Annotated in this window: 22 protein-coding genes; 7 read left to right on the forward strand and 15 right to left on the reverse strand. The window is 54.3% G+C overall.

Going from position 1 to position 21,399, the window contains the following annotated elements; translation table 11 throughout:
• Positions 1–277 precede the first annotated feature (277 nt).
• On the reverse strand, positions 278–568 hold the full coding sequence (locus AC2FLP_RS10525; protein WP_496683203.1) for a hypothetical protein: 291 nt from the start codon (positions 566–568) through the stop codon (positions 278–280).
• A gap of 152 nt (positions 569–720) precedes the next feature.
• The gene (locus tag AC2FLP_RS10530; RefSeq protein ID WP_496683200.1) at positions 721–1,728 is read right to left on the reverse strand and encodes a helix-turn-helix domain-containing protein; all 1,008 of its coding nucleotides are present in this window, start codon (positions 1,726–1,728) and stop codon (positions 721–723) included.
• Between the two features lie 397 nt (positions 1,729–2,125).
• Between AC2FLP_RS10530 and AC2FLP_RS10535 the strand changes: the two genes are divergently transcribed.
• Positions 2,126–2,506 carry a hypothetical protein gene (locus AC2FLP_RS10535; RefSeq protein WP_496683198.1) on the forward strand — a complete coding sequence of 127 codons (381 nt, stop codon included), beginning with the start codon at positions 2,126–2,128 and terminating at the stop codon, positions 2,504–2,506.
• Complete coding sequence (locus AC2FLP_RS10540) at positions 2,473–3,720, forward strand: HlyD family secretion protein (protein ID WP_496683196.1); 1,248 nt, start codon at positions 2,473–2,475, stop codon at positions 3,718–3,720. The genes AC2FLP_RS10535 and AC2FLP_RS10540 overlap by 34 nt, the downstream gene beginning before the upstream one ends.
• A 289-nt stretch (positions 3,721–4,009) precedes the next feature.
• Here AC2FLP_RS10540 and map read toward each other — a convergent pair whose 3' ends face one another.
• Positions 4,010–4,867, reverse strand: coding sequence for a type I methionyl aminopeptidase (map, locus tag AC2FLP_RS10545; protein ID WP_282027288.1), 858 nt, complete (start codon positions 4,865–4,867; stop codon positions 4,010–4,012).
• Between the two features lie 116 nt (positions 4,868–4,983).
• On the opposite strand from map, the gene AC2FLP_RS10550 reads away from it, so the two are divergent.
• Positions 4,984–5,190, forward strand: coding sequence for a ParD-like family protein (locus AC2FLP_RS10550; RefSeq protein WP_282027289.1), 207 nt, complete (start codon positions 4,984–4,986; stop codon positions 5,188–5,190).
• Positions 5,191–5,227: 37 nt separating this feature from the next.
• Here AC2FLP_RS10550 and AC2FLP_RS10555 read toward each other — a convergent pair whose 3' ends face one another.
• From AC2FLP_RS10555 to AC2FLP_RS10565, 3 genes are read right to left on the reverse strand one after another with little or no spacing between them, the layout of a single operon-like run.
• Positions 5,228–6,064 carry an ergot alkaloid biosynthesis protein gene (locus tag AC2FLP_RS10555; RefSeq protein WP_496683193.1) on the reverse strand — a complete coding sequence of 279 codons (837 nt, stop codon included), beginning with the start codon at positions 6,062–6,064 and terminating at the stop codon, positions 5,228–5,230.
• Entirely contained in the window at positions 6,057–6,518 is a 462-nt protein-coding gene (locus AC2FLP_RS10560) for a nuclear transport factor 2 family protein (protein WP_282027291.1), read from the reverse strand. The genes AC2FLP_RS10555 and AC2FLP_RS10560 overlap by 8 nt, the downstream gene beginning before the upstream one ends.
• Before the next feature lie 52 nt (positions 6,519–6,570).
• The gene (locus AC2FLP_RS10565) at positions 6,571–7,032 is read right to left on the reverse strand and encodes a DMT family transporter (protein WP_282027292.1); all 462 of its coding nucleotides are present in this window, start codon (positions 7,030–7,032) and stop codon (positions 6,571–6,573) included.
• 106 nt (positions 7,033–7,138) lie between these two features.
• Here AC2FLP_RS10565 and AC2FLP_RS10570 point away from each other — a divergent pair, with 106 nt between their 5' ends.
• Positions 7,139–7,774, forward strand: coding sequence for a TetR/AcrR family transcriptional regulator (locus tag AC2FLP_RS10570; protein ID WP_282027293.1), 636 nt, complete (start codon positions 7,139–7,141; stop codon positions 7,772–7,774).
• A gap of 72 nt (positions 7,775–7,846) precedes the next feature.
• Here the strand turns inward: AC2FLP_RS10570 and AC2FLP_RS10575 are convergent, their stop codons facing one another.
• The gene (locus AC2FLP_RS10575; RefSeq protein ID WP_282027294.1) at positions 7,847–8,596 is read right to left on the reverse strand and encodes an SDR family oxidoreductase; all 750 of its coding nucleotides are present in this window, start codon (positions 8,594–8,596) and stop codon (positions 7,847–7,849) included.
• 96 nt (positions 8,597–8,692) lie between these two features.
• On the opposite strand from AC2FLP_RS10575, the gene AC2FLP_RS10580 reads away from it, so the two are divergent.
• Complete coding sequence (locus AC2FLP_RS10580; RefSeq protein ID WP_496683188.1) at positions 8,693–9,607, forward strand: AraC family transcriptional regulator; 915 nt, start codon at positions 8,693–8,695, stop codon at positions 9,605–9,607.
• A 57-nt stretch (positions 9,608–9,664) separates the two neighbouring features.
• Here the strand turns inward: AC2FLP_RS10580 and AC2FLP_RS10585 are convergent, their stop codons facing one another.
• Complete coding sequence (locus tag AC2FLP_RS10585) at positions 9,665–9,877, reverse strand: tautomerase family protein (protein WP_282027296.1); 213 nt, start codon at positions 9,875–9,877, stop codon at positions 9,665–9,667.
• A 23-nt stretch (positions 9,878–9,900) separates the two neighbouring features.
• Entirely contained in the window at positions 9,901–10,638 is a 738-nt protein-coding gene (locus tag AC2FLP_RS10590; protein ID WP_282027297.1) for an SDR family oxidoreductase, read from the reverse strand.
• 93 nt (positions 10,639–10,731) lie between these two features.
• Here AC2FLP_RS10590 and AC2FLP_RS10595 point away from each other — a divergent pair, with 93 nt between their 5' ends.
• A complete protein-coding gene (locus AC2FLP_RS10595) occupies positions 10,732–11,628 on the forward strand; it encodes a LysR family transcriptional regulator (RefSeq protein WP_282027298.1) in 897 nt (298 codons plus the stop codon).
• 321 nt (positions 11,629–11,949) lie between these two features.
• Here AC2FLP_RS10595 and AC2FLP_RS10600 read toward each other — a convergent pair whose 3' ends face one another.
• The 3 genes from AC2FLP_RS10600 to gntH all read right to left on the reverse strand — a co-directional run bounded on the left by AC2FLP_RS10600 (position 11,950) and on the right by gntH (position 16,228).
• Positions 11,950–13,173 (reverse strand): HupE/UreJ family protein, encoded by a 1,224-nt coding sequence (locus tag AC2FLP_RS10600; RefSeq protein WP_496683185.1) that lies wholly within the window; start codon positions 13,171–13,173, stop codon positions 11,950–11,952.
• A 52-nt stretch (positions 13,174–13,225) separates the two neighbouring features.
• A complete protein-coding gene (locus AC2FLP_RS10605) occupies positions 13,226–14,830 on the reverse strand; it encodes a hypothetical protein (RefSeq protein ID WP_496683183.1) in 1,605 nt (534 codons plus the stop codon).
• Between the two features lie 204 nt (positions 14,831–15,034).
• Positions 15,035–16,228 (reverse strand): guanitoxin biosynthesis MBL fold metallo-hydrolase GntH, encoded by a 1,194-nt coding sequence (gene gntH, locus AC2FLP_RS10610; protein WP_496683181.1) that lies wholly within the window; start codon positions 16,226–16,228, stop codon positions 15,035–15,037.
• A gap of 185 nt (positions 16,229–16,413) precedes the next feature.
• On the opposite strand from gntH, the gene AC2FLP_RS10615 reads away from it, so the two are divergent.
• Entirely contained in the window at positions 16,414–16,923 is a 510-nt protein-coding gene (locus AC2FLP_RS10615; RefSeq protein WP_496683179.1) for a TetR/AcrR family transcriptional regulator, read from the forward strand.
• A gap of 356 nt (positions 16,924–17,279) precedes the next feature.
• Here the strand turns inward: AC2FLP_RS10615 and AC2FLP_RS10620 are convergent, their stop codons facing one another.
• From AC2FLP_RS10620 to AC2FLP_RS10630, 3 genes are all read right to left on the reverse strand, one after another.
• Positions 17,280–18,959, reverse strand: a complete 1,680-nt coding sequence (locus AC2FLP_RS10620; RefSeq protein ID WP_281995932.1) for an amidohydrolase — start codon at positions 18,957–18,959, stop codon at positions 17,280–17,282.
• A gap of 31 nt (positions 18,960–18,990) precedes the next feature.
• Positions 18,991–20,211: a serine hydrolase domain-containing protein gene (locus tag AC2FLP_RS10625; protein WP_171238375.1), complete on the reverse strand. Its 1,221-nt coding sequence runs from the start codon at positions 20,209–20,211 to the stop codon at positions 18,991–18,993.
• A gap of 108 nt (positions 20,212–20,319) precedes the next feature.
• On the reverse strand, positions 20,320–21,351 hold the full coding sequence (locus AC2FLP_RS10630) for an extracellular solute-binding protein (protein WP_171238374.1): 1,032 nt from the start codon (positions 21,349–21,351) through the stop codon (positions 20,320–20,322).
• Positions 21,352–21,399: the final 48 nt, after the last annotated feature.

Here is a 21,399-nt window from a genome sequence, read left to right on the forward strand (position 1 = left end):
GACGGTTGTTTTTGGATTTTGGACAAAACCCAAGTCGAGAAGGGCAAGAAAGGAAGCGGAATTTGAAACGCGGAGTCAGGGCACGGCTGGTGTTCAAGCGCCCCAAACAAAGTTGCCACCCGGCTCGTTTGTGAGCCAGATGGCAACCTATCAGAAACTGTGCGAGTTCTGTGTGGGATGGTCAGTCAAACTGCGTCTGGATGCTAACAGCGCATGCTGACCGGTCAGGTTTGTTCGGCTGTATTTCTCCTTTTTTTGTTTCGCTGGCGGTCGTGTCTTAGCCGTTCCAGTCTTTATGCTCTTCATTGAAGTCGTCGCGACGTTCTTGGGCTTCGTCTTGCGCGTCTTCGAAATTGTCCTTCTGGATCGCACCTCCTACGGCTCCGACCGCGGCACCAGCGGCCGCGCCACCTACGATGCTTTCGCCAGCGATACCGGCGACAGTGGCACCGACAACCGCTCCTTTGATCGCTTTGTCGGTGACGTAGTCAGCATGGGCTGTAGCAGCCATGGTGATCAGAAGTGCGCCTGAGATCGGGGCGATAAAGAATTTCTTCGAGGTTTTCATAGGGTTCATCCTTGTTCTGGGTCAGCAACCACCGCGGCTGCTGTGTGCCATTGAACTAGGTGACCCCATGGCCTGCTTTCTTTTGGGGACAGGACAAGGTTTTGTGGATCTTGGACATCTTACGGCCCCGCGCGCTGCAGCGGTCAGTAGACTTAGCGGCCAGCTTTACGAAACCTGGCTGGCGTTTCACCTGTCCATCGCTTGAATGCCACTGAAAAAGCCGCCTGATCCGCAAATCCAAGCATGAAGGCAACGCGGGCAACACCCTCACCACTACGAAGCATCCGTTTGGACAGGTCGCACAACACCCCCTCTAAAAGTGCTTTAAAGCTTGTTCCTTCGGCCGAAAGGTGCCGGGTCATAGTGCGCCGCGTCAGTCCAAGCTCTTCGGCTATATCGTCGCCGTTTGGTATCGGTCCGGGAAGACGCTCCCCGAGCATGTCCACAATGCGGTCGGACAGACTACGGACTGCACCAGGCTGCGCCTTCAGTTGTTCTTCCCCGTGCCTACGTAAATGCCCCAATAAGGTGGGGTCTGCCGTTGGTATCCGAAAGCTCATGCCGTTTGGGGGCAAAGCCAAGGCGTATCCGGACTTGAAGCCTAAGACTTCACATCCGGCCAATTCGGCCAGTAGCCGGCAGTGCTGGGCATCGTCCGTTTCCAACTCAATCGAGATCGGGGCAAGGCCGCCAGAGGTGATTTGTTGTACTCGCTTGTAAAGGCCGAAAATCAGCATTTCGCGATGGCGAGGATATTGATGCGCCGGGATAACGCTGCTCTCCAGAGTTATATTTGGCTCGTCGGGCACCCCGACCACGTCAAGACGCAAGTCAGGGTCTTGCATTGCATAAAAGCGCTGCGTCAATACCAGCGCGTCTTCCACCGTTTGGGCTGCCCGCACGATGTAGGCCAAAAGTGTTCCGGGACCTTGTGCCGAAAGCCCGACCCGTGCGGCGAAGGTCTTGTCTTCCAAAATGTGACACGCGGTTTCCACAGCGCCTGCTTCATGTAGCAGCTCGACAGTGGCGTCGGGGCTGTTGACGATATCAGAGGGTGCCCCCGCCATTTCCAGGACTTCAGGAAACGGAACCCGCGCGCCGGGCTCTTGCGAATAACGCAGCCCTACATTTTGCAGTCTATAAGCGCTGATGCGTGGCACTTTTGCGTCCTCCCCTGACTCGCACGCAACCCCCTGCAGTCACTGCAATTGTCCAGAAGCCAATAACAAATGTCCAGAACCCTCAGGATCGCGGATGCGATGACGGTTAGGTCCGGGTCATCAGAAAGGAAACGACCATGATCTACTTCGCAAGGTACTACCGCGTACTGAAGGCAATCCAAAACTCCGCCAAACAAGAGTGGTCCGGGGGGAACATCCACGGTCTGCACTCATTGGCGCTTGGCGAAAAAACAGCGAACGGACGTCGCTGGGATCCCCCCTATGTCCCGCAGGAACAACCCTCAGAACCATCACAACAACCCACCGAGAACTGACGTTCTCAAGACACCGAAAATCTTCACGCACCGCGTGACTGCGTAAATCAAGGACCTGAAACATGAAACCACCCGCGTTCCTGATGGCGCCTGTGCTTGGCATCATCTCAACTCCGGCCTTCGCCGCTGGCGGCGACCCCAGATGGTGGGTCGCGCCCAATCAGACCGACACCTATGCTTGGGTCGGCCTGATTGTCCTCTTCCTTGCGATCCTACTGGTCGTACACCTCTATGCCCGCTTTGAACGCTATACCGAGCGCAAATCAATCGGCACTCCGCTGCGCACAACTATTCCGGTGATGCTTACCATAGCCTTGGCGTACGAATTGATGCCTGCGCTCAGCCACTTCAGCATTCTGCTGCCAGGCGCGCTGATCCTGACTGCAATCGCCCGCGACTTCATGTTGTGGTGGCGGCCTTCAAAAGAGGAGCTGTTAAAATGATTGAACTGCTCGTCACATCTTTTCCGTTTGTCCTGCGGGTGATCTACCTAAAATGGCGCGGGATTCCAGTCACCCTATACAACGTTCACCGAGCGCTCTTCATGTGGTTCGTACTAGCGCTGATCGTCTTCTTTGCCGTGTTCTACTACTACCCAAAATCTTACACAGGTCTTGTGCCATTCAGAACTGTTCCGGTCGTTGCTGAGAACGGTGGAACAGTAACAGATATCTACGTAAAGGGCGGTGATCATGTAGAACCGGGCGATCCGCTGTTTGCAGTCGAGAATGCGTCGGAACAAGCTGCAGTAGATTTTGCAACCCGTAAAGTTGAGGAGATAGAAAGCGCGAAACTGGCAGCTGAATTGCAGGTCCAAACTGCTCAGGCCGTGGTGGATGCCGCAGTTACCGCAAGAGAACAGGCTGAGCTGGTGCTGATGGATCACGAGGCACTTCAAGCAAAGGGCTCTGCAGCATTTCAAGTGAGCCAGTTGGAACGCGCCCAGGCAACCTTGAGTACAAGAGAGGCAGAGGTTGAGGCTGCTGAAACGCAACTTGGTGTGGCACAAGTTCAGGCAACGGCTGTTCTGCCCGCCCAACTTGCATCAGCGCGTGCATCGTTGAAGCAGGCACAAGTGGAGCTGTCAAAAACTCTGACTCTCAGCTCAGTCGACGGTGTAGTTGAACAAGTCACTCTGAACGTTGGTTCGCGCGCAGCGCAAGCCGCAATGAGCCCAGCCATGCTGATTGTACCGGATCGGAAAGATGCAGAGAAAGGACGTATCGTTGCTGGTTTCTCGCAGGTTTCTCGCACCGAACTGTACGAGGGAATGGCCGCAGAGGTGGCGTGCGAAAGCAACTTCAACATCTCGATGCGTAATACTGTTCTCCCGGCAAGGATCGTCCGAATTCAGGAGCAGATTTCTTCCGGTCAGCTTGCGCCCAGCGGTCGCCTGATTGAACCCAGTGAAAAGGCGAAACGGGGTCAGATCGTTGTGCATCTCGATCTGGTGCATCCAGAGCACCGCGATCTTCTGGTGCCAGGTAGCGGTTGCATCGTCCAATCCTACACCACCAATTTTGAAGGCGAAATGGAAGGAACACTTGTCGCCCACGGGATTCAGGCCATGGGTATCATCAAGGCGGTTGGTCTACGGGTGAAAGCTTGGTTCGGTCTGACCTCTGGTATCGGCTTGATCGGTGGTGGACACGCCTGATTTCCCAAAGACCCCCCTATTCAATAAACACGGCTCCCGACTAACGTTGGGAGCCGCTTCCACTACTTACGTACAGACCGCACGCCCAAAAAGCGAGTTCTGCCACGGCTTTCTGCTTCACGGCGAACGATCAATAGGTTCGCTCAGGCAGTTTTTTGCAGGAAAAAGACGACCACATACAGTAGTCCGGAATGTCAGCTTTGTCCGCATAGCGGTCGCTCATGCCAAGTGCAGCTAATGACCGCAATGAGCCCAAATTGATCGATGCTGCGCGCCGAGCGAATGACAGCTATGCAGTCTTGCCCACAATTTGGAAGCCTGGCGCAGGCAGCCCCGCAGGTGAGGTTGTGAACACTTCGCATCCATCGGCTGTCACCCCCAACGAATGCTCAAACTGCGCCGACAGTGAGCGGTCTCTCGTCACTGCCGTCCAGTCATCAGATAACATTTTCACTTCGGGTCGCCCTAAGTTAATCATGGGTTCTACCGTGAATATCATCCCTTCGCGCAACTCCAAACCTTCGCCGGGGCGACCAAAGTTCAGGATGTTGGGGGAGTCATGGAAAACGCGCCCGATACCGTGGCCACAAAAATCACGGACAACTGAACATCGCTCGGATTGCGCATAGGACTGGATTGCATGTCCAATGTCACCCAAAGTTGCGCCAGGACGAACCGCTTCAATGCCGCGCATCATCGCTTCATGGGCAACACTGACAAGACGCTCTGCTGCCCGCTTGGGTCGCCCGACGGCATACATTCGACTGGTATCGCCATACCAGCCGTCGAGGATTAGTGTGACATCGACGTTCACGATGTCGCCGTCGCGTAGCTTCTTCTCGTTAGGAAATCCGTGGCAAACAACATGATTGACCGATGTGCAGCAGGCGTATTTGTAACCTTTGTAACCCAGAGTCGCGGGGGTCGCATTGTGGGTGGCCGCAAAGTCGAGAACGAAGGTGTTAATCTCGGAGAGTTGCGCGTTCGCTTTGATAATGGCTGCAACGCCGTCGAGACATTCCGCGGTCAGCTGACCGGCCCGCCGCATACCCTCAAAGGCGTCGGAGCCATAGAGCTTGATCGCTTCAGTTCTGCTGGCCTTGCTAATTGCGGGAGCTACCGGAACACTTATGTAGCAATCCTTCATTCGTCTTTTCCTACAAGTTTTGGTTGACGACCCATGCTTCAAAGGTACAGCCTAAAGAGATCGCCAGTATACGAATCATATACGTTTCATATACCAGCCATAAAGAGGAGACGTCCATGGGAATTGTGAAAATTGGCGAGGCACTGCACGAGGATATCCGACGGGCAAGTACGGTGATGTGCCGCTCAATCAATGCTCAGGCTGAGTTCTGGATGAAAGTCGGGATGTTGGCCGAAGCCCATCCCTCACTTTCATTCAATGAAATCATGGCAAAGCAAATGAAAGATGCCGATGTGCAATCGCCTGAGATTGCAGCCGCTTAAGCACCTGCACAGCACTAACCGTGCAGGTGGGACTCAATTAGCTTTTCCAAGCAGCAAGATTACGTTTCACGAACTCAGCAATAGATGTCGGTTTTTTGCCTGATAGTTCCAAAACGTGGTCAGTGACACGATCTTCGGAACCGCCCGCGATTGCAGCATCCATAGCGGCCAGCGTGGACGCGTACTCCGTCGGAAGGCCCATATTTTCATGCCGCTCTGCAAGTTCATCGACAGTCAGTTTTTTGTGTTCGACCGGACGGCCTAATTGTTCGCTTAGCGTTGCTGCGACCACATCATAGGAAATCGCTTCGGGGCCTGTCAGGATGTAATCGGTGTTTCCTACAGTTGGCGCGACCAGCACCGCCGCAGCCGTGGCGGCGATGTCTTCTGCATCAATAAACCCAATGCGTCCCGACTCTGTGGCGGTGTAAATCGCAGATTGATCGCGGATCGGATCACGGTGATGCAGTTCAGAAAAGTTCTGCATGAACCATGCGGGTCTCAGCACAACCCATTCTGGCGCGTTGCTCCTCAGCCAAGCATGAACAGCACCCATCATTGGTCCGCCTTCTTCAAGCGAAGACCCGCTGAGCAGTAAAAAGCGCGTGACGCCTGCCGTGAGCGCAGCTTCGAGACCGGGCTGCATTGCACCCAAAGAATCCACTGTATCGGTCGGGGCGACCAAATAGACGGCACCTACATTTTCGAAGGCGTCAGCAAAACTTGATGCGTCGGACCAATCGAACCGCACGGCATCTGCTTCCTTAGGGCTACGTGTTCCGATACGGGGCGCAAATCCCTTGGCGCGTAGCTGTTCAACAGTACGACTGCCCGTTTTGCCGGTCCCGCCGGTGACAAGAATAGACTTAGACATTGTGAAACTCCTCGAAATGGGACTTCAATTTCTCCGCGCTGCCAACCGCGCTCAGCAAGATCAGCGGGTTCCAGTAGTCGCGATAGTGGATGATGCTGCCATTCCCGACTCGAACAACCGAGATAAAATCCTGGTCATATCGCGTGCCTGTTTCGGCGTTCGCGGCCGTACAAGTGAACTCCAGAGTGAAGGTTTCGCCATCTGTTGATTTATGGGTGTTGGCCAGGCTCATGGATTCAAAAGCGATCAACTCACCTGCTTTTGGCAGGTAGGCGAGCAACGCATCGCGCCCACGCAACTCGCGAACGGCACCTTCGGGCGCGAATGGCATTTCGAACAGGATATCTTCGGCGCACATTTCGAAAAATTCTTCACCCGCCTCCGCAGTGATCGCGTCGCCAAGTGCGAGACGCAGCATCGCGCCAAAGCTTGGGATTACATTTGTGTCAGTCATGTTTTTTCCTTTCTATCTTAGCTTCTTGAGTTGGATGGAGTGTGAAAGTGGATCAGCCCTCGCTTCCGAACTGCATGATAATCACTCCGACAATTGACAGTAGGGCCCCGGCGACGCGGTACATGTCAGCCGGACGTTCGGCGTAACCAAGCAGGCCGTTTTGATCTAAGAACAGCGCCATCGTCATCTGCCCTGCAACAACTGCCGCGATGAAGGCTGCGGCCCCAAAACGCGGGATCAGAAGCATGGTCGCCATGACATAAACGACGCCAACCACACCGCCGATCCAAGCCCACGGGGGAACTGAAAGCAGTGATGCTCCGGTCGGCGGCGTTGGGCGCAACCATGCCAGCCCGATCATGAGGCAGACAAAGGACACCCCAAACGAAAGTAGTGTTGCCCATAATGGGTGGCCCGTCGCTCGGCTAAGCTCTGCATTCATCCCAGCATGGATCGGAATCAAAGCGCCACAGCATAGTGGCGCGAGCCAGAACAGGGCGACTTTCAGGTCCATTGTTGCTGCCTTTCGGAAAAAGTTATCGATAGGGTTGCGGCGTCGAGTTGATTGCGTCAAAGTGCGGTGGAACACTACTGTTCCGACCTATATGGGAGAAGTAACGATGGAACGCAAGGGTTCCGACGTTGAGGTGGAGAAAAAGACACGCCGGAAACCGGCTGGCGCTGCTGTGCTACAGGACTCTGTTACGACTGCAATCTATCGAGCTTTGTTTGAGGAATGGGCGGAAACAGGATATTCTGCATTACATATGAAGAACATTGCTGCCCGCGCAGGCGTTGGAAAAGCCGCACTATATCGGCGCAGTAAATCCAAGTTTGAACTTGTGACCGAAGCAGTTGCCGCGACAGCGACCAGCATCACCCCCATACCAGACACAGGTTCATTTGCAGGCGACGTCACAGCATTGATACGAAAGCTTGCGGTCACTCTACGTCACCCACTTGTGAGACGGATTCTGCCGGACCTACATGCTGAAAACGCGCGTTCTGACGAGTTGAATGACTTGTTGGAGCGGGTCACGCTTGACCGTCGCACTCAGGCGAATGTGATGATCGACAGAGCAATAGCCCGCGAAGAGCTTCCAGAAGCAACAGATCGTGGATTGATATTGGATATGCTCATCGCCCCGCTGTATTGGCGTGTCATCGTGCAGCGTCGAACCGCAACTTCCGAGGATATCAATAGGTTCTCAAACATTGTCAGAGCGTTTGCCGAACAAGAAAACGCATCGGCCTGACGCCGGTGCGTTCCGTCTAAGGGTTGGGGGGGGCGAACCCTCCAACCCGTCCTTTGTGAAAGACTTGCTGTTTTACGCAGCCAAAGCGACAGAGTCCTTGCCCGCTGGAATGCGCAATGGGCTATCGGGATCAGTGACAGCGTTCCAAATTGCCTGCACAACATCTTCGGAGTAGGTGAACTCTTTGCCATCAGCATCGCGGAAAGCACCCATGACTTGCCCGACATAGGATTGATAGTCCTCGGGCGTGTCGTTTCTTTCTGCCATCAAAGCCATAGCGTTTGAGCCAAAGTTCGTTGTCGGAGCTTGGCCGGGCAAAACGATATGCGTCCGAATTCCCATGGGTTTGAGTTCCAGCGCGAGGCATTCGGTGAACGCATTCACCGCTGCTTTGCTTGCGGTGTAGACAGAAGCCAGCGGCAGGGGTTTGAGCGTCACGCTGGAAGACACGTTTACGATCACACCAGCGCCCTTTGCGCGCATCTGGGGCAACACGGCGCGGGTCATTTCCAATGTGCCAAATGTATTGGTATCGAAAATGCGTCGAAGATTTTCTTCAGATGTGCCTTCAAATGGGGACAACCAGCCAACACCAGCATTGTTGATTAATGCGTCTATGGGGCCAGCAGCCTCGACAGCATTGGCGATACTTTTGCGATCTGAGATGTTCAAGGGCAAAACACGTAAGCGCTCGGACGCAGGCAATAGCGTTTCATCTGGTGTTCGCATGGTCGCGACAACTGACCAGCCCATTTCAAGGAAGTAGCGGGCGGTATCCAAGCCAAAGCCTGACGAACATCCTGTAATCAGTACGGTATTCATAGCGGTGTCTCCTTTTTGGTGATGGGTCCAAGGTAGACGGTCGATGCTGGATGACCTATAATTCATAATCCAAAGATACTTATCGAAAGTCCAGAATTGACTGATCCATTCTCTGAAATCATCTCCCTGCTGCATCCGCAGGCGGCATATTCGAAACTGTCCCATGCGTCGGGCCCATTTCGAGTGCGCCGCGACGACGTGAACGAGGCGTTTTATGCCTCGGTTCTGTTCGGTCGTACCTGTCTGGAGATTGCCGAGAAAGAACCCATTGAACTGGCCGCTGGGGACTTTGTACTGATCCCTGCCGTCAAATCATTCACGTTTTCTAGCATTAATCCGCCACCACCTGACGATCAGCTCAATCATCCCGTCGAGGGCGAAGACGGTATTTTCAGAATTGGGCCACCGGACGCCCCGCCAGAGGTGCAACAACTCATAGGCCACTGCACCTTTGCCAGCCCAGATGCCGACTTGTTGGTCTCGCTTTTACCAGATTTGGTTGTCGTGCGTGGCGAGGGGCGGCTGGAGGCTTTGAGCGGGCTTGTGCGTGATGAAGCACGCGCGAACCGTCCGGCGCGGGATGTGATTGTCGAACACTTGTTGCAAGTGTTGTTAATCGAGGCTTTTCGATGTGGCACTGACCCCAACGCAACGGCTGGTCTGTTGCGCGGCCTTGCCGATTTGCGCATTGGCCCCGCCTTGCGGGCAATGCACGCCGCACCTGCGCACAATTGGACAGTTCCTGAACTTGCAAAAGAAGCTGGGCTGTCACGCTCTGCATTCTTTACACAGTTCGATTTGATTATAGGACGACCCCCAATGGGGTACTTGATGAATTGGCGCATGACGCTGGCGAAACACATGCTGCGCTCAGGCGGGCACAATATCGCTGAGATCGCGACCAAGATAGGATACGGGTCATCAAGCGCATTCAGTACTGCATTTACACGCTACGCTGGCCTTCCGCCTGCGCGTTATGCAAGATCTAACTCGGTGGATGGAACCTCGTAGTGGAGGCCAACAAGCGGGCAGCGGCGACCTGCGCCGCTGCCCGCTTTACAATCTGACCTATTCCCTTGCGCGATATTCTTCTGGCATCACAAACACCTCGTCAGCACGGCCGTAACCGCCGTCCTTGATCTCTTCGACCAACACCATTGTGGTTGGGCGTACGATCTCCCCGAAAAAGCTGACCATTAGTTCGGTCGTCTTGTGTATCAGATCTTCCTTCTGCGCGGATGTCAGCGAGGATTGTGGCAACTTGTAGTTTGCAAATGGCATGGGGTATTCCTTTCAAAGAGGGGCTAGATCACGCCGCCATTGGCGCGAAGGGTTTGTCCATTGATCCAGCGTCCGTCGGGGCCAGCTAGGATGGCCACAGCGGCTGCAATGTCTTCCGGTGTTCCAAGCCGCCCAAACGGGTTCATTTTCTTGATGGCTTCAACTACCCCGTCTGGCTTGCCAGCCAAGAAGAACTCGGTTTCGACGGGCCCAGGTGCCACAGCATTCACCGTGATGCCGCGTGGGCCAAGCTCTTTGGCAAGTACGTGTGTCATAGCCTCAACAGCCGCTTTGGTCGCGGCATAAATGCCGTAGGATGGCTGATAGAGGCCAACGACGCTGGACGACATGCTGACGATGGCTCCGCCGTCTTCCAAACGATTGGCCGCCTCGCGCATTCCGCGAAAGACACCGCCGATGTTGATGGCAATTTGTGCGTCAAAGTCAGCATCGGATGAAGTGCCAAGTGGCCCAAGGCGCATGATTCCGGCGTTGTTGACTAATGTACAGACTGGACCGAATTCTTGCTCGGCAGCATCAAATAGCTGCGTCATACCGGACGGTGCGGCAACATCTCTGTGGACCGCGATTGCTTGACCACCACCTTTTTTGATCGCTTCGACGGTCTGATTGGCACCAGCTTTATCGCTTGAGTAATTTACGACGATTGCGTGGCCGTCTTGCGCAAGGCGCTGAGCGATGGCGGCACCGATCCCCTTGCTGGCACCAGTGATAATTGCGGTTTTGGATGGTTGTGTCATGTTGAACTCCTTTGTGTTGTCAGAGGAGATAGGCGAATATAAAGTACAGATAATCCCCGGAAAGTTGGAATGAAAATTCGGAAATGGCGAACAATGATAGATCGACTTGAGACCCTGAAACTCTTTGTCAGAATTCTGGAACGCGGCAGTTTCACGAAGGCCGCTGCTGATTTGAACATTCCCAGATCAACAGCCAGTGAAGCAATCCAGCGACTTGAGCGCGATCTGGGGAGTCGATTGCTTGAACGCACAACCCGCCACATCGCGCCAACGCCAGATGGGGACGCCTACTATCGAAGATGTGTGTCAATTCTGGCTGATCTGGAAGAAGCCGAAGGGGCTTTGCGCGGGCATGAACCATCCGGCCTTTTGCGCATTGACGCGCCGGGCACTTTGACACGGAAATTTTTGCTCCCGCACTTACCTGAATTTTTGACGCGATACCCAAAGCTCACGTTGCAGCTTGGACAGACAGAACGGCTGGTAGATCTGGTGCGCGAAGGCGTTGATTGCGTCATCCGTGCAGGAGACCCAGAAGACAGCAGCATGATCTCACGACGCCTTGGCAGTATGGACGAAATCACCTGCGCCAGCCCCGACTACCTTGCAGCATTCGGAGTTCCAAGATCCGTTGCGGACCTCGAAGGCCATAAGATGGTTGGCTTTCTGTCATCGCGCACAGGCTCTGCAATGCCGTTAGAGTTCAGGACAGGAAAGCAACTTGAAACAGTCACATTGCCAACAACCGTGATTGCCAATGACGCAGATACTGTCCATCAATTGGCCCTAGATGGGTTTGGCCTTGCGCAAGCACCAATGTACCGGTTTTCCGAAGACCTTAAATCAGGAAGGCTTGTAGAAGTCCTGCCAAAGGCACCGCCACCGCCAATCTCTTTGGCAGCCTATTATCCGCAAAACCGACAACTCTCACCGCGTGTTCGGGTTTTTCTGGATTGGGTCGTGAGCATATTCGACGAAGCAGTATTTTGAATACTAACTTAGCCAAATCGAACAGCAGCCATTCGTGCAGACGCCGCGAAAGGCAGGAAAGTCCGCGATGCGTGAATTCTAATTGGTCAGGATTTCGGCAGCGCAGCGAAAGTCCGGTCTGGCGGTCCGCACCGCAGCGACGAAGACTACCGGTGAACGGCAGCTCTGGGCCGTCCTTGCTAGGGGCTGTGGCACTTTCTGGCCAAGATGCTGCGATCGATCTAACGGCGGCCGTGAGCCCAATCTGCCTTATGCTGCGGAAAAGCCGAATGTGCGCTTTTCTCCCAGGCGACCATCACGACACGCGCCATCGCAATGACCTTAAGCAAGCGTGGAATAAACCTCGGCGACTCGCTGAAAGGTCCAAAAGCAGGCAATAGCCGCACATCCACCGGCTAAGCCCACTCGTAGGGACATCCACAAACTGGAGTTCACGCGCCGACACATTATTAAGGCAGGCCAGAGCGCAAGAATAATGGCGACCTGGCCAAGCTCGACGCCAAGATTGAATGCAAGCAAGCTCTGCCAGATGTTTGGGGATGTAACCTGCAAAATCTTGTGCAATACAAAGCTAAACCCAAGTCCGTGCAAGAGGCCAATCAGTGTCGTCAGAAGCACCATCGTGACCTCAGAGCGTGCGCTGTCCTTAAAACTCATAAACGCTGCGACGGCTGCAAATATGATAGAAAGCGCGATCCCGGTTTCGACGGCAGGAACAAACCACGCGCCCGATGGTACAAACCCGAAAAACCCCAGCGACAGCGTTATGCTATGCCCAACGGTAAAACCGGTTGCACGCAGCAATAGCGCCCTGAGTGTCTGCGCTCCAATGACCAAACACACAACAAAAAGAACATGATCCAATCCTTCGAGGATATGTCGTATACCTTCCCAGACAAAACTCAGGAATCCTCCATACCCCTCTTGCTGAACTACCAATGGTTCAGTCATCAGGCCCCGAGATCGGAATATCTGCGGTGTGTCCGATGCGTAGTCGAGAATGAGGTTGGCCGTTTGGTCCTGATCGGGCAAGCCGGGGTCCAGCACGTTGGCAATACTGTACGATTGGACCGGGCCGTCAGTGTCATAATGCAGGACGAGATCGACAATTGTGTCACCAACAAAAAGCGGTGGCGTTAAGGCCGTTTCGGTGTCCACGGCCTGTTGAGCTTCGGCCAAAGTTGCAAATCCGGGCTCATTTCCAACGCGATGCAAGCGAACGGACTTAACTGTTCCTCTTAGGCGCTGATTGTCGACCAACAGATGCAACCCACCTTCGGCGAGTTGCCCTAGCCCATTGGGATCGCTCATGGCAGCCTGCAAGTCGACAAAGTGGACCAACTGACCGTCGCTCATGGCATTGGTCGTGAATGGTGCAGCATCCGGCAAGGCATCACCATTCTGATCACCGACCTTATCTGCAACCAGATAAGGCATAGGCGTGCGCATGTAGATACGTAGGCCGTCTTCGGAATGCTCGACATGCGAAATTCGAACGTTGAGGTTAAGCAAAAAATGCGCCGAGGCTGATAGCGTCAGTGACAAGAGCACTCCGACAAACAGAGCGCCTAAAGCAAAAACCTGTGATCTTAAATACTTATGCATTTGGATCGCGAGCCTCGATTACAGTTAATCCATCCAGCTTCCAATGGCCTGACTCAGGTATGACCTCCGCCAGCACCCGAAATGTAACGGCGCGCATGTGGGCATGCCCCCAATGACCGCCTTGAGCTTTCACTGTCCATTTGGCCAGAGTGCTAAATCCACCCGGTTTGAGGGTAGGGTCAACGCGCTCTAAATTCAGGTCTCTAATTTCGGTAACTGTAGCAAGACTGCCTCCTGGCGTTCGGATCACGAGACCACGTTCAACCTCTGTTGCGATGTCACTCAGAGACGCTTCCGTTACAATGTGTGTCAGCTCTGCCTTTCTTGCTGCCGGCGATATTTCCAGGGTCACTGTGTTCAAGTTTTCGACCATCGAGCGCAGTATATCCTCCGCAACCTGCGGCTCAGGGGGCTCGGGCTTATTCCAGGGTAATTCCGGCAAATATCCCGAAAATACAAACGTTGCCGATGTTGCGGCAATCATAGTCACGCAACTGGCACGCTTTGCGACTTTGCCTCTAGTTAGCAGGAAAAAACAGAGTGAGACGGCACTGATAATCCCGGCGATCAAAGCCACGGTCAGTTTCTGCCGTTTCTGCTGTTCAACTGGAATCTGAGTAACAGATGCTCTTTGGTATTGGAGTAGGTGGTTCTGCCAGTGAAACTGAGGGTCCGCTGGTGTAACAGCTCCAAAGAACGGCCCGGCGATATCGTTTGAAATCGTTGCGACGCGGGAAATTTCCTGGTCAAACATATCCCATGTGACTGTCACATGATCGGGAAGTTCTGCCGATGAGAAAGACAGGATGGCGCCGATAAACGCATTGTTCACGGACACTTCCTTTCCAGGCTCGACAACCTGAAAACCCTGCGATGTTAGCTCCAGGAGCTTTGCTGTTGCGTTTGACGGTTGCACTGATTTGCCATCAATGGTCACAGGGTTACGTGAAGCCAGGAAGGACGCCGCCTGGTTTACGATCAAGGCGCTACGCTGTGGTGAAAGTGTTTGTCCCACTGTGAAAGTTTCACCAATCCAAGGCGCGAGTTCTCGCAAGCGGATCAGCGTCTCATGCCGAACTTCACGAGGTTCGATGTAAAGAAAGGTGGAAGTTCCGTCCTGCGCTTTTCGATTCAGGCTTTCAGCAGAAAAACGGCTATCCCACGGATCAGGCCAGTGAATCCTTAACTCTGCTGGCTTTGACAAGAAGCGGAAATCCGTGACCGGAACCTCTCGGTCAAAAACCTGCATCCCGATTGTCACCAGGGGTTCGTCATCCCGCGATGGAGGCATTATAGTCAGCTCTTCGGGAAGTGAATTTTGAAACGGAAAGAACACTTCGAGGAACAAAACACGCGGATCTGGTGGCGGGCTCGGCACAATTTGACCCGAGAATGGATCGCGCTGACCCGCAAGCGGTGAGGCCCGGTCTATGCGCGTTCGGTATTCTAACTTTCTGATTTCAGCGTGTAGGGCCTGTCCGTCCCTTCCAACAATCGACAGCGCCCGACTTTCGGCTTGGGCAGAACTTTGTTCAATCTCTGGCTCACCTTCGACGAAATCGGATGACAATCCGATTGGCAGCATATCCGCAAACAACGGAATATCTTCGACATAGACCTCAAGGTCGACGTAAACCCCATCATCTTTGACATGAAGGACAGCAATATTGGGTGCGACTTCCGAACCGTTTGTCAAAACGACATCTGCTGAAACGGCCTGTGCACCCGAGGCCATCACGCTCAGCATCAGGAATAGTCGGCACAGATACCGCCAAATTAGAATTTTGTTCTCCCCTGAACGTTAATTTTCCGGCATTGGCGGTGGCGTGTAACCATCCCATTTGCCGGCTTGAACCTTTTCAGAAGGCTCTTTTTCTTTTGAACGCGGGGCATTGATGTACTCGTCGCTCACAGCGGGCGGCAACGCATAGTCGTCAACACTCGCTTCCCGAACAATGATCTGGTCCTTGGTCACGTTGATCACCTGTAAATCTCGTGCGAGCGTCAGAGGCCCATCGTAAGTCGAACGGACGCCTTCCAAAATCGCCTGATAATTTTCGGGTGAAAGAACAGAGTGATACCCGAGGGCCATACGCGGTTCGACCGCAGACATCACTTTGCCAAAGGCCGCAGGTTCGGTATGAACGCGCGTCGCTACGTAGGTTGCCTGTTTCATGTCCCAGCCAAAATACGGGGCCAAAGCGTCAGGTGGAAGAAACGCCTCGTGAGAAGCGATGTCCGCCCCTTTGGCATATTCCACATACCATTTGTTCGGGTAAGTATCTCCGCCAAAGACGTATTTCAGTCCATTCCATTCCAGAGAATAACTTACTGAGCCATCTAAGCTGTGGATAGCAGGCCAAGACCGGATCGTGACGTCGTTCTCCTGATAAACGATCTCGTTTTCCTGCATGTAATCGAATTCAGTGACTTCAAGCTTGGCGCCGTCATCCGGCAACGCGCCTGTTCGCGTGGCCAAGTCCCAGGCGTAAGCTTTGGACATGCCATCAACATAGGCTTTAGTGCCCAGTTCATCTTCTGATCCCGACGGGCCGAAGATGCGGAGCGGGGTATATCTACCTGAAAGCCACCCCCCAACGTGGAGGCCCATGAAATCTCCAACGTGGTCAACATGCAAGTGGCTGAAGAAGACCTTGTCGATCTTCGCAAAGTCCGGTCGCAGCGAGAACAGGTTTCCCGTTGCGCCAGTTCCTACGTCAAAAAGAAAAACGTCCCCATTCCCAAGTTCCACATAAAACGAAATCGAGACGGCTGCCTTGGTTTGGTTTGGCATACCCGTCCCCAGTGCCGTGATACGCATTTCATCCGCGCCAAGGATTTCGGTGTTGGGAAAGTAAGACGCGGGATAAACACCGTTTTCGATTGCACTGGCACTCCGACCTGTCGGCAAGGCGTTTTGCGCCGTGGCTGTGCCAGCCAGTGTCATAACTAAGGCAATCAATGTGCCGGCTGCGGTTTTCATTAAGTTATTCATTGATCCCCCCTTCAAAGCGAAGCCTCTTATGAGAACACGAATTTGTGATCCCCTCGTTCACCATAGACATGTCTACGGTAAGCCCATAGACTGCTCTATGTCAAATAAAGAATGCTGTAATCTGAATGTCAGAATCTATCGCTCGAAACTCACCAAAAAACGCCGCGACCAAGGAAGACTGGATATTGCTGGCCTACAAAGTACTCAACGAGGGCGGCGTTGCCGCGATAAAGGTCGTGCCAATGGCAAAGCGGCTGAACCTGACAAGCGGTAGCTTTTACTGGCATTTCAAGAACGTCCGAGAGCTTTTGGATGAGGTTCTCAGATATTGGGAGCAGGAACTGACTGACAAAGTGATCGCAAAGGCAAAGACATTTGGCGGTCCCCCGGAAGACCGCATTCTTCTTCTTATGAAAAAGGTCATAGAAGAGGACGCCGCCTTGCCAGATCACGCTGTCTCAGTGTGGGCGAACACCGATGAGAAGGTGAAAGAATCGTATCAAAGAACCATCGGCAAACGATTCCAGTTCGCCGCCTGGATGTTTGAACAGGCCGGGTTTTCAAAAGAAGAAGCGAAAGCGCGTGGAAGATTGATGGTTACTTCGCTAATGGGAGACTCTTCGACAGGTCTGAAAGCGCAAGGCGACTGGGAAAAGGTTATAGAAAGGGAACACGCAATTCTTATTGGAAAGTAGAAGATAGAATAAAAATATTGTCCGGCATTGTGAGTTTGCTCGAAACGGACCGCCAGTTTCAAATTGTACTGTAGGAAGATCACACGCAACAACGGCGGAAGCCGACATTCAGTCTGTGACCATCAAGGTCCGCTTCGTCCCGCATCTTACCAGTTCGTGCACCGCGCAGCGAACGGCGCGATTTCCAGAAGCAGCCACTCCTGTCCGTTGCAGCGAAGGCTACCGAAGAGCCCAAAATACGGAACGCTGCACCGTGTGCCAATGTCGGCATTGCGGTGCCCAAGGCTGACAACCGACGATGAAAAGGAGGAGCATCGAAACTTTGACACAATCTTTTCATGGCCTCTCTGGCGGAATCAGCTTTGGAGATCTCCAAAAGAGATTCTTCCCCCGCAAATTGTCAGCGCAATGCGCGCATGGGCCAACTGGTTTTTATCAATTGAAAAAAGATCCTGTTCGAGGATGGCGATGTCGGCCAGGTATCCTGGCTTCAAGCGGCCCTTTCGGTCCTCGTTAAACTCTAGCCAGGCATTGTCATGCGTGTAGGCAGACAGCGTAGCCATAAGGCTTTGACGGTTGTCCAGCCAAGGAGGTGGCAGCTCAGTGCAGTTAACGGCCCCGGCAACCGTCATCATTGTGTCGACAGGGACGACTGGCCAATCCGTCGAGAAACAGACTTTGGCGCCGCTCTCACGGATCTTGTTCCATGCAAAAGCAAAAGGGATTTGCTCCGCTGTCAGAATATCTCCGGCGGAATAGGGGGAAAACAATCCTCCTGCGGGTGAGTGCAGGGGTTGAAGAGAGGCAACGACGTCAAGGGCAACCAGCCGGGGCAGGTCCGCGGGGTCTATTACTTCAATATGTTCGATGCGGTGTCGGGAATCTCGGGCGCCGTTGGCGTTGCGCGCTGCCTCGTAACCGTCCAACGTACGCCGAACGGCACCGTCGCCAATGGCATGCGTGCTGAGTTGCAACCCCATTGCATCAGCGCGAATACAGGCTTCGTTGAAGTGTTCCGCACTGAAAACGGCATCACCGAAGCTCTTAGGTTTTCCCGGATAAGGCGCAAGCATCAGCGCCGTGTAGCTGTCCAGCACGCCGTCCATGAACATCTTAACCCGCCCTGACCAAACCATATTGGACGCAAAACGGCGGCGCATTTCATCGGCCTCTTGCAACCGATCCAGAGGGTCGGTGTTCTTCAAATGCATGGGCACCTGAACACGGATCGGAAGGCGCCCCTCGGCCTCAAGTTCGCTGAGCAGTTCAAGTTGATAAAAGTTGCCATCCATGTTGTGCAGCCCCGTAATCCCGTGGGATGCACAGTGGTTCAGGCCACGTAGGATGACCTCTTTGTCAAAGGCGCGTTCTTTGGGCGTTGCGGGTGGCTCGGGATCCGCTCCTGTGACGTAGCCCAGCAGATCACGTCCTCCCAGTTGCGACAGGCGCAGAACCGGGCCAAAAGCACCGGTTTCATTCAGCTGACCTTGTGCGGTGCCGTCCCCAGCCATCACGATTTCCGAACCGGGGGGAACAACTGAGCCGTGAAGAATGCCTGCCTTCTCCAAGGCAATTGTGTTCGCCCAGACCGTGTGGTGGTCAGCCGACATCAGCGCAACGGGACGCTCAGACAGAATGCGATCCAAATATTGCCGAGTGGTTTTAACGCCTGGTCCAAGAATTTCGTAATCGGCCGCAACGCCCATCAGCAAAGGTTCTTCTGGGTGCTCAGCCGCAAAAGTTCGCAACGCCTTGGTCAGAGCATCTGCGCCCATCGTTTCGCGCAGGTCCAGCATTCCCAACTCGGCCGCCCCGCCAAAAAGGTGCACGTGGCTGTCAATAAAGCCGGGCATAACTGTGCCACCGGCAGCGTCGATGATTTTGGTTCCGGCCCCAGCCATGGCGCGAATGTCGTCGGTGTCTCCGACAGCCACAATTGTGTCGCCCCGAATGGCCAATGCCGAAGCCTTTGGTGTGGCCTCGTCAAAGGTCAGAAGAGAGCCGTTGAGGATAATCAGATCAGGCGTCGGCGACATGCGGCCTCGTGTGTCTGAGATGGGTTTCGAACTAACCAAGCGCGCGAATGATGGCCTCGCAAGCGCGCACGGCATCGTGGCTAAAGGACTGGATCAGATAGTCGGGCCAGCTGGACAGCTTGACGATAACGACGTCCGCCATCAGATCAATGAAGATCAGTTGACCAAAAACTCCACGCGCCATGAACACGCCCCGACCGGGGTCGTGAACCCACCAGAACCTTCGGTATGCCCCTTGGGGAGACAGCACGTCATAGGGATCACCATGTTTCGAGGGGTCCGCACCCGAACAAATCCCCGAAACCCAGCTTTCCGGCACCACTTGTTGGTCACCAACTTTGCCACCATCGGCCATCATCCGACCGAACCGCGCATAATCGCGCAGCGTTGCGTTGAACCCACCGTCCGCGAGCGCGGTCTTGGCGTCGTCCACTGTGAAAAAGCCGGAATGCACGCAGCCAATTTTTTGCCAGATACGGCTCGACAAGAGCGAAGCAAGGTCTTCTCCGCTGACGCGTTCCAAGGCCCAGGCTACGACATCCGTCTCGATCGAGCGGTAAGAAAACACCTGCCCATGGGGTCTGACTTGAGGCAATGTCAGAATAACGTCCCGAATGGTTGGCTTGATTTCACCCTTGCGAACGGGGCGCCAGCCTGACGCCACATCGACGCGGGTCATGTCGCTGTCCGGAAGGCCGTAATCCTCGGTGAAACGCACCCCTGATTGCATATCAAGCGCCTGATCCACGGTGCATCCGGCATAGCCTGTCGCGGCCAATTCCGGCACGATGTTTTCAAGCGGTTCCGTGAGGTCGAGCTTGCCCTCCCCATGGAGCACACCGGCCAGAGATCCAATCAGGGATTTGGAGACGGATTGGCCCAGATGCGTAGCGTCTGGAGTGAAATCGTTGGCGTAAATCTCGGTAAGTATCTGGTCACCCTTCAGCACCAGGAAACCATCTGTGTAGCTTTCAGAGAGCCAGGCCGCGACGGAAAGGGGGCGGTCGTCAAAAGTTTGAAATTCGATTTCCAACAGGTCGCGGTGGGCCTGTTTCAATTCTCGGGTCTCCGGTCCTGGACGCACATCTACCGTAGGAAACAGGCTTCGCATGTTCTGGAAAGTCCAGCGATTGAACGGAGCAAGGTCCCAGTTCTCGAGCGAAGGACGCTTCTCAGGCGGGGGCGGGAAGCCCTGCATGATGCCGATCTCACGCGCCGTCTTGGGCCTGGTGCCGGATTTGCTGTCGTGCATTTTCCACGCTCCCGCAGGGCGACCAAAAAGGGGTCGCAGTCAGAGTAAGAAACTTCGGAAAGTGACGGCCCGGCCAACGGCGGGCCGTCATTCAGGAGACTTCAAGCCTTATTGCTTCAGGCGGGTCCAAACCTTGTTGTAAAGGTCAACGACATCCTGATCGCAGGGCTTCACAAAGTCCGGAACCGGTGCATCGGCGGGCATGACGATCTCAGGCGCGCTGAGCATCTCGGGGTCCATAAAGGCCTCCGACCCTTTGATACCGTTGGCATAGCGCGCGAAGTTCGAGGTCATCGCGGCGTTCTCCGGGTCCATCATGAAGTTCACAAAGAGCTTTGCGTTTTCCATGTTGGGTGCATCGGCAAGAACGGCAACATTGTCCATCCAGCCAGTGAAACCCTCTTTTGGATAGGCGTATTGCAGCGAGGGGCGATCCGCCCGAGCGCGCATGGCAGCGCCATTCCAGCTTTGCGACAGGTCTACGTCTTTCGATGTCAGCTTCTCGATCACCGCATAATCCATCGTGCGCCAGTCGCCCTTGGCCTTGGCGAGAAGCGCCATCAGCTCTTTCATCTGATCGGGGTTCGAGTTGCAACGCGGGTATCCGAGGTAACGCAGACCGGCGTTGATCACATCGTTCATGTCATTGAGCATGTTGATGCGACCTTTGAGTTCTTCGGGAGTATCAAAGATCAGACCAAGCGTGTTGATGTCGCCGCTGTAGACTGCGCTGTCGACTGTAAAGCTGGTGGTGCCCCACTGGTAGGGAACTGAATACTTGCGACCCGGATCCCAGTAGACATCGACCCAGTTCGGATCCATGTTCTTGAAGTTCTCCATTTCGGACGCGTTGATCTCGGCCAGCAGGCCTTCGCCAACCATGATCGCAATCATGTAGTCGCCGGGCACAACGACGTCATAGCCGGTGTTGCCTTCCTTGACCTTGGCCAACATGGTTTCATTGCTGTCATAGCCATCCAGCGTGACTTCGACGCCATATTGGGCTTCGAATTTCTCGATCATCTCGGGGTTGGTGTAGTTGCCCCAGTTGTAGATGTTCAGTTTGCCTTCGGCGTGGGCCGAGGCTGCGCTAAGCGCGAGGGCTGAGACAGCGGCGGCTTTGAGTAGTGAGTGTTTCATTTTAGTCCTCCGTTGAGTGGTTAGCGTCCCGCACCGACGCGGGCTTCT

The sequence above is a fragment of the Ruegeria sp. CDSA141 genome (genome assembly GCF_059612005.1).

Bases quoted from the DNA above. Each gene is read 5' to 3' on its own strand.
- AC2FLP_RS10525 (WP_496683203.1), bottom strand. From the start codon at position 568: ATGAAAACCTCGAAGAAATTCTTTATCGCCCCGATCTCAGGCGCACTT.
- AC2FLP_RS10535 (WP_496683198.1), top strand. From the start codon at position 2,126: ATGAAACCACCCGCGTTCCTGATGGCGCCTGTGCTTGGCATCATCTCA.
- map (WP_282027288.1), bottom strand. From the start codon at position 4,867: ATGAAGGATTGCTACATAAGTGTTCCGGTAGCTCCCGCAATTAGCAAG.
- AC2FLP_RS10550 (WP_282027289.1), top strand. From the start codon at position 4,984: ATGGGAATTGTGAAAATTGGCGAGGCACTGCACGAGGATATCCGACGG.
- AC2FLP_RS10555 (WP_496683193.1), bottom strand. From the start codon at position 6,064: ATGTCTAAGTCTATTCTTGTCACCGGCGGGACCGGCAAAACGGGCAGT.
- AC2FLP_RS10560 (WP_282027291.1), bottom strand. From the start codon at position 6,518: ATGACTGACACAAATGTAATCCCAAGCTTTGGCGCGATGCTGCGTCTC.
- AC2FLP_RS10565 (WP_282027292.1), bottom strand. From the start codon at position 7,032: ATGGACCTGAAAGTCGCCCTGTTCTGGCTCGCGCCACTATGCTGTGGC.
- AC2FLP_RS10570 (WP_282027293.1), top strand. From the start codon at position 7,139: ATGGAACGCAAGGGTTCCGACGTTGAGGTGGAGAAAAAGACACGCCGG.
- AC2FLP_RS10575 (WP_282027294.1), bottom strand. From the start codon at position 8,596: ATGAATACCGTACTGATTACAGGATGTTCGTCAGGCTTTGGCTTGGAT.
- AC2FLP_RS10585 (WP_282027296.1), bottom strand. From the start codon at position 9,877: ATGCCATTTGCAAACTACAAGTTGCCACAATCCTCGCTGACATCCGCG.
- AC2FLP_RS10590 (WP_282027297.1), bottom strand. From the start codon at position 10,638: ATGACACAACCATCCAAAACCGCAATTATCACTGGTGCCAGCAAGGGG.
- AC2FLP_RS10595 (WP_282027298.1), top strand. From the start codon at position 10,732: ATGATAGATCGACTTGAGACCCTGAAACTCTTTGTCAGAATTCTGGAA.
- gntH (WP_496683181.1), bottom strand. From the start codon at position 16,228: ATGAATAACTTAATGAAAACCGCAGCCGGCACATTGATTGCCTTAGTT.
- AC2FLP_RS10620 (WP_281995932.1), bottom strand. From the start codon at position 18,959: ATGTCGCCGACGCCTGATCTGATTATCCTCAACGGCTCTCTTCTGACC.
- AC2FLP_RS10625 (WP_171238375.1), bottom strand. From the start codon at position 20,211: ATGCACGACAGCAAATCCGGCACCAGGCCCAAGACGGCGCGTGAGATC.
- AC2FLP_RS10630 (WP_171238374.1), bottom strand. From the start codon at position 21,351: ATGAAACACTCACTACTCAAAGCCGCCGCTGTCTCAGCCCTCGCGCTT.